At 48.7% G+C, this 13,194-nt stretch carries 12 protein-coding genes; 7 read left to right on the top strand and 5 right to left on the bottom strand.

The annotated features are described in order from the left end of the window. Nucleotides 1–218: 218 nt before the first annotated feature. Entirely contained in the window at nucleotides 219–425 is a 207-nt protein-coding gene (locus GEI7105_RS0109830) for a hypothetical protein (protein WP_017660305.1), read from the top strand. Between the two features lie 738 nt (nucleotides 426–1,163). On the opposite strand, the gene GEI7105_RS29855 is transcribed toward GEI7105_RS0109830, so the two are convergent. Continuing rightward, nucleotides 1,164–1,568, bottom strand: a complete 405-nt coding sequence (locus GEI7105_RS29855) for a VOC family protein (protein ID WP_017660304.1) — start codon at nucleotides 1,566–1,568, stop codon at nucleotides 1,164–1,166. 81 nt (nucleotides 1,569–1,649) lie between these two features. On the opposite strand from GEI7105_RS29855, the gene GEI7105_RS0109820 reads away from it, so the two are divergent. Both GEI7105_RS0109820 and GEI7105_RS29850 read left to right on the top strand, forming a co-directional pair. Then, a complete protein-coding gene (locus GEI7105_RS0109820) occupies nucleotides 1,650–2,255 on the top strand; it encodes an OB-fold-containig protein (protein WP_017660303.1) in 606 nt (201 codons plus the stop codon). 231 nt (nucleotides 2,256–2,486) lie between these two features. Continuing rightward, nucleotides 2,487–4,601: a flotillin family protein gene (locus GEI7105_RS29850; RefSeq protein WP_017660302.1), complete on the top strand. Its 2,115-nt coding sequence runs from the start codon at nucleotides 2,487–2,489 to the stop codon at nucleotides 4,599–4,601. A gap of 68 nt (nucleotides 4,602–4,669) precedes the next feature. Here GEI7105_RS29850 and GEI7105_RS29845 read toward each other — a convergent pair whose 3' ends face one another. Beyond that, nucleotides 4,670–5,854, bottom strand: a complete 1,185-nt coding sequence (locus tag GEI7105_RS29845) for a transposase (protein WP_071591958.1) — start codon at nucleotides 5,852–5,854, stop codon at nucleotides 4,670–4,672. A 203-nt stretch (nucleotides 5,855–6,057) separates the two neighbouring features. Here GEI7105_RS29845 and GEI7105_RS0109805 point away from each other — a divergent pair, with 203 nt between their 5' ends. Further along, the gene (locus tag GEI7105_RS0109805; protein WP_017660301.1) at nucleotides 6,058–7,032 is read left to right on the top strand and encodes a glycosyltransferase family 9 protein; all 975 of its coding nucleotides are present in this window, start codon (nucleotides 6,058–6,060) and stop codon (nucleotides 7,030–7,032) included. Nucleotides 7,033–7,174: 142 nt separating this feature from the next. After that, nucleotides 7,175–7,777: a hypothetical protein gene (locus tag GEI7105_RS0109800; RefSeq protein ID WP_144053739.1), complete on the top strand. Its 603-nt coding sequence runs from the start codon at nucleotides 7,175–7,177 to the stop codon at nucleotides 7,775–7,777. Here GEI7105_RS0109800 and GEI7105_RS39235 read toward each other — a convergent pair. Further along, nucleotides 7,774–7,986: a hypothetical protein gene (locus tag GEI7105_RS39235; protein WP_202804394.1), complete on the bottom strand. Its 213-nt coding sequence runs from the start codon at nucleotides 7,984–7,986 to the stop codon at nucleotides 7,774–7,776. The two genes, GEI7105_RS0109800 and GEI7105_RS39235, sit on opposite strands and share 4 nt — an antisense overlap. 9 nt (nucleotides 7,987–7,995) lie before the next feature. Between GEI7105_RS39235 and GEI7105_RS39010 the strand changes: the two genes are divergently transcribed. Continuing rightward, nucleotides 7,996–8,223 carry a hypothetical protein gene (locus tag GEI7105_RS39010; RefSeq protein WP_017660298.1) on the top strand — a complete coding sequence of 76 codons (228 nt, stop codon included), beginning with the start codon at nucleotides 7,996–7,998 and terminating at the stop codon, nucleotides 8,221–8,223. Nucleotides 8,224–8,818: 595 nt separating this feature from the next. Next, the gene (locus GEI7105_RS0109785) at nucleotides 8,819–10,081 is read left to right on the top strand and encodes a hypothetical protein (protein WP_144053738.1); all 1,263 of its coding nucleotides are present in this window, start codon (nucleotides 8,819–8,821) and stop codon (nucleotides 10,079–10,081) included. Between the two features lie 88 nt (nucleotides 10,082–10,169). Here GEI7105_RS0109785 and GEI7105_RS0109780 read toward each other — a convergent pair whose 3' ends face one another. Further along, nucleotides 10,170–12,548 carry a TIGR03032 family protein gene (locus GEI7105_RS0109780; RefSeq protein WP_026097554.1) on the bottom strand — a complete coding sequence of 793 codons (2,379 nt, stop codon included), beginning with the start codon at nucleotides 12,546–12,548 and terminating at the stop codon, nucleotides 10,170–10,172. 79 nt (nucleotides 12,549–12,627) lie between these two features. Then, nucleotides 12,628–13,191, bottom strand: a complete 564-nt coding sequence (locus GEI7105_RS0109775; protein WP_017660295.1) for a class I SAM-dependent methyltransferase — start codon at nucleotides 13,189–13,191, stop codon at nucleotides 12,628–12,630. Nucleotides 13,192–13,194 lie beyond the last annotated feature (3 nt).

Below are 13,194 nucleotides of genomic sequence, written 5' to 3'. Positions count from 1 at the left end.
GAATTGCGTGTTTTTACGGTTGCAAAAAATCGTGCAATTCGTTTTGAGACTTTCTGAAAGCCAGAGACGAAGAGCCTTTGGGGAGACTTGCGATCGCGATCGCATTTTTTTGTGAAGACGATCGCAGTCGCTTTAGCTGGCGATCGCACGCACGTTTAAAAAAATCCGATAAGATAAAGTCGATACCAAAAGTAGTCAATTTGGGGTGGCTACCGACTATGTCTTACGTTCAAGCACAAACCTGCGATCGAACGGTTCGCGAAATCGCCGACCGGATCTTCGAGTCGCATCGGATTACTCGGGCTGACCAGCAGGTGTTTATGGCGAGTTTGCTATCTAAATCTAGCCTGACACTCGAAGAACAAAATCTCATCAACCACGTTTTTGAAGAACTCAAACGCGGTGTTTTGCGAGTTGTCGATTAGCAAACTCTCGAATACTCGCATAAGGGTGCATCTCACATTTTTTCTTAACACAAGATCGTCAATTTGTCAATGTTTTTCGCTCGGACGACGCTCGACAACATTTGCAAACAGGAATTAGAACCCCGGCATCTCTAAGACGCTGGGGTTCTACGCAACAGCCAGATTGCAGTCGAGAAAAGCTTATTTTTTCAACGTACAGCCGTTTTACGCCGGTTCGTACAGATATTCAAACCAGTTTCCGTCGGGATCGCGTGCTTGACATACTCCCCAGCCTGAAGGCGTGGGGATTCTCCAGACCTCACAGTTCTAGATTTCTGGTTCGGCGACAACCCTTACTACCCATTGTTGCCAATAAGTACCAGAGGGGTTTATCTCCCCAGACGTTTTCCCCATTACAGAGGAGGTTTCGGTATGCCCTACCGTACCTTATAATCTACTGAAAAATTGACTTTCTGTACTTGAGGACAGGGGTGGCGAACCGAGTTCGCCAGCGTGAGATGTCCGTGTTGCTTAGAGCTTTTACCTGTTCGAGCTTTCCCGAACAGAACCCGCTAACTCTAGTTTTCAAGGTTCGGATGCCTCGATTAGAGGCTCGGTTTTTAGACTGGTTAAATACCGTTCCAGTTCTCTGACATCATAGCAAAGTCGCCCTGCAAGGCTTGCCCTGCTCGCACTGCTTGCACTGCTTGCACTGAGCTTGTCGAAGTGAGCTTGTCGAAGTGAGCTTGTCGAAGTGAGCTAAGTCGAAGGCTTGCCCTGCTCGCACTGCTTGCACTGAGCTTGTCGAAGTGAGCTTGTCGAAGTGAGCCAAGTCGAAGGGGGCGAGGCTTTAGACCCAAATTTTTGGTAAAACGATGCCGTTCCGTCGCGATGTTCGTGGATCTCACTCACGCGAACGCCTTCTTCCTTAAGTCGTTCGTAAGCGGTATCGACGCTCGAGCGATCGTCGAACACGAAGCCGAAATGGGGGCCTGCTTGTTCGTAATTCGGACTCAACAGGGATAATCCGTCCTTTCCTGCCTTCAAATACGCCCAGTCCGAATCTTTCCAAGCCAGTTCCATGCCCAAGTGTTGGTAGAACGCAGCGGCTTTCTCAATATCGTTGACACAAATCGCCACGTGTCCGAGTCGTTGAAGCTGCATAAATTAAATCTTTGTTACCGTTGTCCCACGTTTCTATTCTAGAGCGACTATTCTGTGGGATAGCATTCTCCAGACGCGATCGTGTTCGACCTGGCTAACTTACCGTACTGGATTTTTCTCGTCGCGGGTATTCTCCTGTTTGTCATCGCCATTTCCATCGGCGGAGAAGAAGACCTCGACGACGACGGCGATTTTATCGTCCCCGTTCTCGGCTGGTTGGGAATCGGCCGCGTTCCGCTGATGTTGTTGCTTGCTGCGGATCTCAGCCTGTGGGGACTTCTCGGTTGGATCGTCAACGTCGCCCTCAACCTGCCCAAATCGCCCCTCGATACGCTGATTTTTATCGCTACGGGAATCGTCAGTGTCTTACTCGGCGGTGCGATCGCCCGTCCCCTCGGACGGTTGTTTTTCGCCTCTTTTAGCGAAGACGCCAGCAGCGATCGACTCGTCGGCTGTTTCGGAACTGTCAGTTCCAGTCAAATTCCTCGGTTCGGACAGGACAAAGTCGGACAAGTGGACGCGATCGATCCCGCCAAAAACCTCGTCACCATTAACGCCGTCGTTCCCGAAGACGCTCGAGTCGTCCCCCAACGAGGCGATTCTGTCATCGTCATCGAACACCAACCGCCGATTTTTATTGTCATCGCCAACAATTCTATCGATCGCGATCGCTGGCTGGGGACGTGAGGGGGAGAGGGGGAGAGGGGGAGAAAGGGAGAGGGGGAGAGGGGGAAAAACTGTCAACTGTTCCCACTGGTGACTGGTGACTGGTGACTGGTGACTGGCGACTGGGGACTGGTGACTGGCGACTGGCGACTGAAACACTGTTCACTGTAAAAGGGGAGATGAGGAAATGAGGAGGAAAAAGGTCTTCGTTATCAATTGTCAATTGTCAATTATCAACTATCAATTACTGTCATGTTGTACTGGTTGACTTTACTGCAAGCGTTATCCTTTAATCCGGCCAAAGCCGTACCGATAAACGCGATCGCCCAATCGCCTCCCGCCCTCGTCGCCGTTCGCCATCGAGAAACGGAAGCCTTAAAACGGACTGAGCGATCTCCTCTCGGATCCCCTCTCGAACGACTTACACCAGATAAACGCTTAGAACTCGCTCGATCGCTCGGGCGATCGCTCGTTAAAGATTCAGTTGAAGACTCCGAGGACGTGCTGGTTTTAGCACAACTCGGAAGCGGAACCTTCATTCTCGGCGGAACTGCGATCGGTATCGTCGTCATTATTGCTTTACTACTGTTGGGATTTTGGGCGTATACCCGCGTTTATCAAATCACACCGAACAACGAAGCCTTTGTGAGAACGGGGGGCTTCCTTGCCAAGAAAAATACGGTCATTCTTTACGGCGGTTGCATCGTTCTTCCCGGTTTTCACGAACTGACTCGAGTTCCGATGCGGGAAATTAATATCGATGTCGAACGCACGGGAAACTTGGCAGTACGGACGCAAGACTATTTGCGAGCCAATATGCGAGTGACGTTTTATGTCTGTGTAAACCACGACGAACAAGATGTTAAAACTGCGGCCGCTCGGTTGTCGAGAGACGGGAAAATTTCTCCGGCAGATATTAAAGAAGCTCTAGAAAAACGGGCTGACGATGCCATTCGCGCTTCTGCAAAACGAAAAACCCTCGCTGAAATAGACTCGGATAAATTGGGCTTTGCAGATGAGGTTTTAAATTTAATTCAACAGGATTTGAAAAAAGTTGGATTGACGCTCAACAACATTGCAATTTCTGAGATTGAAGAAAGCGATACGTACGACACGAACAATTTCTTCGACGCTCAAGGCGTGCGGTTGAGAACCGAGACGATCCAGCGATCGATCAAGCAAAAAGAAGAAGTCGAATTGCGAACCCAACAGGAACGACGCGAGTTTCAACTGCAAACCGAGCTGACGATCGAACAACGAGAGTTAGAAGCCCGAAAGCAAGAATTAGAAATTGAAAAAGAACGAGAAAGTTCTCAACTCGAACAACAACTCGAAATTGAATCGTTAAGAGCCAAACGCGCTCGCGAAATTCAAGAAGCCAAAGATAAAGAAGCTGCTAACGAACAGCGAAATAAGATTTTGCAAGCTCGAGCAGTCGAAGAAGAAGAAATCGCGAAAGCCCAAGGGTTACAAGAGCGGCAAATCGAGTCTGAAATTGCGATCGAAGAACAACAGAAGAAATTCAAAGTCGCTCAGGCGTTGCAGAAACGGGAAGCTGAAATGGCGGAGATCGATCGCCAGAAAACCATCGATTCCAATCGATTGAAAGCGCAAGTCGCCGTCGCCGAAGCTGAAGAACTCTCGGAACTGGCCAAACAAGAAGCGGCGATCGCGATCGCCCAAAAAACCCAAGAACGCCTCGCCGCCGACGCGATTCGCGCCAAAGCCGAAGCCGCCGTGGAAACCGCCTCCGCCCTCGAACGCGCCGAACGGGAACAGCGGTTATCAGCCATTCTCGCCGAACAGGAAGCTGAGAAACAGCGCATCGCTGAAAACAACGTGGTGGAAATCGATGTATTTCGTCGCCGCCGCCAAGCCGAAATCGCCCGTCAAGCCGCAGATTTAGAAGCCGAATCCATTCGCACCCTCGCCGACGCCGAACGGGATAAAGCCCTCGCCGAAGCCGCCGGAATCGAAGCTCGGATTGTCGCCGAAAACGCCCTCAGCGATGCCAACCGTAACGCCCAACTCATCGCCGAAATCGCGCCGCAACTCATCGAGCAACTGCCGGAAATCGTAAAATCCTTGGCACCGCAACCGGGTATTTTGGGAGATGCGAAGATTTACGCGTTCCCCGGCGGCGGAAACGACAGCAACGGCAATATCTCGCAAGACGTGACGAAGTTGATGCTTTCGACGAGCGGGTTGACGTTAATCGAAGGCTTGCTCGAAGAAGGAAAGTTAGAAAAACTACTGGAGCGACTGACGACGCTGTTACGAACCGATTCCAGCGCGATCGCCCGTGTCGTCGAGTCACCTTCTACCGCAAACAGCGAACAGCGAACAGCCAACAGTGAGGACAGTTGAGAGTTGACAGTTTCTCCCCCTCTCCCCCTCTCCCCCTCTCCCTTGCCTGATAAGGCTATGACTTTTACTTAGGAGGTATCGAAAGCCAAAGAAGCCCCAGGATAGGGAGAAGTACGGTGGCGTCCCCAACTCAAGGGAAGTCCTTGAAAGAGGCGGACGACAAAAGAGATACAGCCAAGGCGCCAACAAGAAAGAGTTCTCGGTCTGAGGGTCGCGGCGGCCAGACCGGTCGAGTCAGAGTCAGTCCGAGGGGAAGTCGAAGGCTTTTGGGAGTCTTCCCGACAAGCCCCTTCGGTGATGAGCCAAAGTAAAGCCACAGACATGGCCAGCCAAAGACACTCAGCCCGGTGAGGATGAGTCAAACGGGTGCGTTGCCAATTAAAGCCATCGCTCTTGAGATCGCGATAAGCCGCTTCAGTCCAAGAGCGAAAGCCATAAAAGGCAGCCGAAGCCGATTGAGGTGAGGCGTCACTCAGCAACAGCCAAGGGTCTTTGTAATCCTCGTCCCATCGGGCTAACAGGGTACAATCGAGAGGATTTTGGCGAAAGCAGCGTACCGGTTGACTAAAACTCTCACCAACTCGAACCACTTGCTCGAGAGGTTGCCAGTCGGCGAGAGTTTCCCCCGAGCGCACTTGGTAATAGCCTTGTGAGTTAATACGTAACAAAGGATGCCATCCCAGAGCCACAATTTCCTCATACAGCCAACAAGCATAGAGTCCTCGATCGGCCAAAACCCAAACCCTGACCGACTCGGGAACCACTCCGCTCAAGCGACGGAGCAAGTCTTGCCACAGGGGCTTCCAGGGGTGTTTCTGGGAAGCTTTCACGATTTTCCAGGCCACGGGAATGCCACTGCCGCGATAGAGTACGTTGAGTGACAAGACGATAAATTTTTGACCGATATGGGTCGCATCTAAGGCCAGGAACAGGTCGTCGCTCTCTCCTAATAGCTCTAAGACCCACTTCAGCAGCGGCGCGAAACAACTGGCTACATCTAGCTCAGCATATTTACGACCGTAAGCTTGGCGTTTTTCTTTGTACCACTGTTGTAGTCTTTGACGTACGTTGGTGAATTTTTCCCCGTTGACTTGGGCAATACACTCTGACACTTGAGTCAGACTTGAAGAGCGACTCATCATCATGCCAAAGCTCCAGGTGGCTAGCCCTGATACTTGTGGCAAGGAAAGATTCGGAAAATGACGACTGACTTCTTGCGACCACTGTTTGAGGTAAGCTGAGTTGTATTTCATGGCTTCTCCTAAACGAGTCTACGGCTTTCTCTTTGTCGGCTCTTTCTCTCTCTCTTACAATCATAGCCTTGTCAGCTCTCCCTTGCTCCCCTGCTCCTCTTCCCTAGACGACACGGGTAGGTTCAACATACGATAAAGTCTGGATTGAGAAGCGCGATGCTCCCTCACGGAGACACCAACGCGAACGGACAAGCGGAATCCCTATGAAAGAAATCCTCGCCCTCGTTCCTGGGGGAATTGGCGACCAACTGCTATTTTTCCCGACTCTCGAACAACTCAAGCGTTCCTATCCCGATTGCGAACTCGGCGTTGTCGCCGAACCGCGATCGATGGGGGCATACCGTGCCAACAAGTATTTTCACGATGGTTCTTTAACCGTTATTCCTTTCGATTTCAAAGATCGCAACGGCCCCGCCGACTGGGGCAACCTCCTCGGGGTGGTGCGCGATCGCGAATTCGATGGAGCCTTATCGTTAGGGCGGCGGTGGGCGGTAGGACTGTTCCTGTGGCTGACGGGGATTCCCACCCGCGTCGGCTATGAAGGATCGGGAAGCCCGTTTTTAACGAATTCTGTTCCCCTCAAAGGCGAACAGTACGCCGCCGATATGTATCACGATTTGGTACGCGGATTCGGCATCGAAGCCCCCTGTCCCGACCTTTCGGTGACGCTCCTAAAGGACGATTTGGAGTGGGCTGAGGCCGAACAGCAGCGTCTCGGCGTGGCTGAAAGCGGCTATATTTTGCTTCACGGCGGTTCGAGTCAACTGGCGCAAGCGAAGGGACTCGATAAAATCTACCCCGTAGAGAATTGGGTGGAGGTGATTCGCGGGTTGCAGCAACGCCAACCCAACCTCCCCATCGTCGTGGCACGCGGCCCCGAAGACGACGAGTTCGTGAGATCGCTGATGCAAGCCACCAGCGGGCTGAAAACGATCGCTCCGCCCGATGTTGGCAAGTTGGCAGCGACGATCGCCGGTGCGACGCTAATGTTGTGTACGGATAGCGCCCCGATGCACTTGGCGGTGGCGGTGAAAACTTACACGTACGCCCTTTTCGGGCCGACTGACCCGCACAAGCTGCTTCCTCCGGAGAGCGATCGCGCGGTGGGAATTCAATCGACGACAGGTCGCATGGCGGATATCACACCGCAAACGGTGTTAGACCGCGTGTTTGGATAACGGCTGACGGGGAAGGACGACACTTCGGGTTTTCCTTCCTCGACACTCGGTCGTGCGTTGCAAACGGGGCGATCGCGCGATCGGGACAACGCCCGAATTTCCACGCCCAAAGTACGAAACCTTAAAATTGCAAAGTTTTAAAATGTCAGTCAATCCCGAAGGGACTTGGACGATCGAGGACGCGACGACCTTGCGCGGCCAGTCTTACACTGGAACGGTTAAAATTTATCCCCTCGATCGCCTTTATCAAGTCATTTGGCTTACCGATCGCTATCATTTTGCTGGATTGGGATTTGTCGAAGACAACTTTTTATTTACGGGGTGGGGTGTCGATTCCTCCTATTGTGTGGTGTTGTACCGCATCAATGCTGATGGAACTCTCGAAGGCCGTTGGACGACGCCGCAGTCTCTCGGTCAAGTTGGCTGGGAACGCGCCACGGGAGGAACGCCGGGAGAACTCGAAGGGTTGTATCAGGTGGCGGGGGCTTACTCCGACAACCGAATGCCCTACACGAACACTCTCGCCATTGGTAAAGCAGGCGATGTCTATCAGTTGTCGAGCAGTCGATCGCAGCAAAGCCGGGGGATCGGTTTGCGCTTGAACGATTGGCTGTTAGTCAACTGGGGCTACGGACGCAATTACGGTGTGATTGCTTACGAGATCGATCGCGATGCGGCTACGGGACATTGGACAGCTCCAGGGGCGGATAAGGTGGCGACCGAACGGCTGGCGAAGATTTGTTAGGGGGTTTTAAATCTTGTTTTAAATCTTTGTTGTAACGCCAACGAGACGCGATCGCACAGACTTTTCCAATCTCCCGATCGAGACTGACGGAACAGACGCATCGTCGGATACCAGGGTGTATCTTCGCGATCGCACATCCATCGCCAATCGCAACGGTGACATAGCAACATCCACACTGGCTTTCCCATCGCTCCAGCCAGATGAGCCACATTATTAAAATGTGGGTCGATCGCATTTTTCCAGAAGATTTTCGGGGATCGAGACGAAAAGATGTCCCCATCTATGATTCTCATTGGTATGAGAAGGGATATATTGATTACCATACTACCGAAACCATCTATCCTTGGGAAAAAGAAGAAAACAAACCGAAATTTGTCGATAATGTCATCATTGGATATCGTTCTGATACACCTTGGAATCTCAGGCGATTTTTAGGGTTGTTGTAAGATTTTCTTCAGTCATTGGGGATGTTAAATAGTTATAATAAGACTGGATAGGTTTGGGAACTCATACAATATTTAAGGGTGCATCTCAAATCTGAAAAAAATTGCCCGTTGAGAAATCGGGTGGATTTTAGAGCGGTGAGTTTCAGACTTCCAATTCCTTGAAAATACCCGGTTTCTGGTAAATTAACAAAGGTAAAACGCACCTATTTTCAAGGAGCGTGATGAGACTCGATCGAGCTTCCGAATTTCTGAATCGATTGTGAAATACTGAGGTCGTCCGATCTCGCTAAGTTAGTTACGCTTGAAAAACTGATAAACCACAATCTAAAAAGATTGAAATATCGTGAATCGAGACGAAAATTATTTACCCCAAAAAGACGAAAATTTGGACATCTATCGAGATCGGCTTTTAACTCCCGAAGCCTTTTCTCCCTATTGGACTAAAGAACCGCTCGATTTTTTAGAGATTCCCCTAGATTTTCCCTATCGCGTCGATGAGTGGGATACGATTTTTTCAACACTCATCGATTTACTCAATTCTGAAAATTATCAAATTTGGAAGCGTGCGATCGATCGTCTCGTTCAAGCCTTAGAAATGGAACGTTCCCAAATCTCAGAGTGTGACGAGTACAAACCTCGAGCGACTCAAGTGCGTTTGCAACCAATTTTTGACGTCATTGAAGCTCAAGCTCGACGTTTTCCTAATGTTTTTACAGACTTTTGTTCTAGACTTAGGTTTCTTGCCAAAGACGAACCGTATCATCATTTAATTTTAGACTGGCTCGATCGATTAACTCAAACCGAACTCTGTGAAACACTCACTCAAGAAGATATCTTCGCTGCAAAAATATTTTTTGATATTTACGATTTGCCGTGGTCAACAGTTGGAGAGACGTTATTAGAACTACTCGATCGAGACCATCTTAATATTCGCGCTTGTGCGGCTCATCAAATCGCTAAATTTTATAGCAACTTCTTGAAATTAGAAAATGGCTATCGGTATTTTAGCGATCGAGAGAAAAATAAATACAATTCAGACTTCTTTTCAGGACTTCCTCCCTTTGAAGAAATGATGGATACGATGCGCCGAAAAGAAATCGAGCGTCCGGGAATTGCTGGTGCGTTCTGGAGCATCATTTCCTGGATAGATAGGAATTTTGAAGACTATATCAGCAATCGTTTAGATCCGAATGAATGGTTGTTAGATATCCTCGAAAATTCTCCCGAACCTGAACCTTATCTCCCCTATTTTCCTTGTAACTTAGCCTTTGACGCTCACGAACGGTTTAGTGATAATGCCAATGCGATTCGTCGCCTCATTAATATGGGACGTCTCGAGTTAGCTTTGTTTGCTGCAACCGATCGCAATTACAAAATTCCCGAACTTCAACCGTTATTAGTTGAGTTAGGATATGCTAACGAGTCTGAAGTGGTACGATTGGCATCTTGGCATTTAGCCTATTACTATCATTATCTACATCCTGAAGGTGCAAAGCAAGGCTATGTCGAGCTAATTGGCGATTTACCAGAAATAGATTTGTTTTTACTTTTTCCTAAGCGAGAAGAGCCAGAATCGCCCTATGCGGCAATCATCTATAATAAAAATATTGAGGAACCTCTCAGTCAAAGCTTGGCGAAACAGTGGATCGATCGAATCTTCCCGATAAATTTTAGAGGAGCGTTGAGATCGGATCTACCGACGGGTATTTCCAATTGGTATCAGAAAGGATATATTGATTATCATAGCAACGAAAAAAAACGCTCTCGGAGTTTCAAAAAGAGAGAATCTGAATCGATCGATACGGTAATCGTTGGATATCGCTCTAATACGCCTTGGAATCCCAAGCAATTTTTGTAATTGTCGTACAGTCTCTCGAGGGTAATTCGCTTCGATCGCACTCTAAAAATTACCCAGAAATTCCGTAAAATTCAGTTCTAAAAATTTCCTAGAACTCTTGTTCTAACGCCAAGCAGACGCGATCGCACAGACTTTTCCAATCACCCGATCGAGACTGACGGAACAAACGCATCGTCGGATACCACGGCGTATCTTCACGATCGCACATCCATCGCCAATCGCAACGGTAGCATAGTAACGTCCACACTGGCTTTCCCATCGCTCCAGCCAGATGAGCCACAGAGGTATCGACAGAAATTACTAAATCTAACTGTGCGATCGCGGCGGCAGTATCGGTAAAATCGTGCAGTTGAGAACTCAAATCTTCTACGGAAACTGAATTCGGTAACTGGGATAAATCCTGGGTGCGATCGCCTTTCTGCAAGCTATAAAACTCAACGTTAGATCGTTCTAAAATCGGAATAAAGTATTCCAAAGGACAAGAACGGTTGCGATCGTTTTTATGCGTCGGACTTCCTCCCCAAACAAACCCAATTTTAGGACGGTTTGATGTTCGATTGGGAAGTGAAAAATGAGATGAGTTGGAATGGAGGTAGGGAACGCGATCGGGAATTGTTTCAATTGTCGTACCGAGCGCGTAAGGTAAGCTCATCAAGGGAATATAGGTATCAAAAGCCGAGAGAGGAATCGTTCCGGGTAATAAAATTTCGTCAACTTCAAGAAGTTGCGAAAAAAGTTTTTCTAAATGTTGCGGACAACACAGCAGCAATCGCTGACATTTCTGTTTGACTTGGGGAAGAAAGCGAATAAATTGAATCGCATCGCCTGCACCTTGTTCGGTATGAACGAGTAAAGTTTTGTCAGAAATATCCTCGCCGTTCCATTTGGGGTGAGGACATTCAAACGGCGTGAATTCTCCTGTTTTCCAACGCCACTCGCATTCAGTAAATCCTCGTTGAAAATTCCCAACTTGCAACAGTGTCATGCCTAAATTAAAATGTGCTTGAGCAAAATTGGGTTCGAGAGACACTGCGCGATCGTAACAGTCGATCGCGTTTTGCCAAGAGGCGATGCGGCTATAACTCAATCCGAGTTGATTGTAAGCCTGTGCGGATTTCGGCTCGCGATCGATAACCTGTTTGAGTTGTGCGATCGCGTCGTCCCAACGTTCGAGATCTCCCAAGGCTACCCCTAAATTGTAGCGAGCTAAGATAAAGTTAGGGTCGAGTTGCAAACAGCATTGATATTCGGCGATCGCGCGATCGAGTTGTCCTTGATGGTAACAGCGATTTCCCAACTCGAAGCGATCGAGAACGTCAGAGTGTGGCGTGCGATCGGCGTTCTCAGTTGTTTGAGTTGTATGAATTTCACGATCTATTTCCTCAGTCGAAAGCGAAACGACTTCCGCCAACGCTTCATCGGGTAAAACATAAGATCCTGCCATTAACTCTGTATCCCAGTCGATGACTTCAGGGAACAGAATTCCGGGTAAAACTTGAATGGCAAAAATTTCTTGAACGGCGTCTTCAAACCTTAAAAACGCAACCGTTTGTCCGGTGTCAATATTCACCACCCAAACCCCACAAATGCGCTCTTTCAACCGTTCGGTGATGGGAATACCGCTAAAAACTGCCGTTTCTCGGACTTGAGACAATCCAATAAATGCGAGATTTTCATAAAAATCGATTCCTCGAGTAAAGCCAGGAAGTTCGGCAACTGTGGTAATTTTTCCAGTGTCTAGATCGACCGTCGCTAAACTACCGTTCCCCGATTCGAGTACCCACAACTTCCCTCGATACCAACGGGGAGAATGGGGCATCGATAACCGACGAGCAATAAATTCGTTACTTTCAATGTCCATTAAAATACCGCCGTCGGCTTTACGTTCTCGCCAACCGTTCGGTGTATCCGTCTCTCCTAACGCCGTCACGTATTTCGGACGGTTTTCGCGAATTCCTAAACCGTTAAGATGGCAGCGATCGCGCAAATCGTAAGCAGTAATAAACGGCGGCTTCCAGCGGGGAACGAAACTATGAGAGCGATCGAGGGTACACAAACAAGAAAATCGCGTATTGACAAACCAGAGTTCGTCGTCGAGATACGCCATTTCGTGAATGTCGATATCCCCAGTCACACGTATGTTTCTCGGTAAATAACAGGCGTCGTGTTTGTCGGGAAAATCGAGTTTTTGAGTAACGGCGGGAACGTTCCGCAACTCCCAGATTTGAAAGGCTGCTCCGATGGCTATTTTTTCGCGATCGGCGGCCAATCCCATTGGCTTATTAAACATTTTAAAATGGGTATTGATCGAGTCGCCATCGGCTCGGACAACGATGAGTTTTCCCGCTTGATACGTCGAGACGACTAGCGAAATTTCCAACTGTCTTAAAAGTTCGTGAAAATTCGCAGTGTGAACGCTTCGCATCGGTTCGGTTTCAGGTGAGTTAGGAGATGAATTCGCTACCATGTTCGTCGTGCTTGTTTGTGAAACTTGTCAGTGATTTCACTATTTTAGGACAGCGTTCTCAAAAAAACCGGGTTTAAATCTAAGATTTAATAACTTTTAAAGTCATGTCCACTTCTTCGATGAGATTGTTATAAAGTGCGCTTTCTCGTAAAAGTAGGTGTAAATCTGAAACGCGATCGGGGTAGCGATCGCGCCATAGCTGACTGGCGACAAAATTCGTCTTCACTAGCTCGAAATCGACGTTGAGATAGAGTGCCAGTGGTGTATTCGATCGCCCTTGTGCTTGCCATTCTTGATTGAGACGACGAGAGAACATCATCAATCCCATCGGTGTAATAACTCTGACGTGAGTGGGGTCGCGAACGAAGTTATCGTGACGGTGATGAGGAACGACTATTCTAATCGTCGCACCATCAGCACAGACACGATACATTTCCTGAATAATTTTGAGATAAACGTCCGTTTGTTGCCCTAAATGTTCGAGGACGTGAACCAATTGAATTTCGATAACACTGTCGTCTATCCAAGGCCAGGGAAAGGTTTCGAGATCGAAGTGCAGATCCGGTGTACCAAACTTGTCAACGTTGATATAGCCAGACAACAGCTTCGAGCCACAGCCGAGATTCAAGCGGAGTTTGTTCATAAT

Origin of the sequence: Baaleninema simplex PCC 7105 (assembly GCF_000332355.1) — a bacterium.
Taxonomy (GTDB): Bacteria; Cyanobacteriota; Cyanobacteriia; order Cyanobacteriales; family Geitlerinemataceae; genus Baaleninema; species Baaleninema simplex.
Note: the sequence above shows the minus strand (reverse complement) of the source record. Positions and strands in the feature narration are given on the sequence as shown.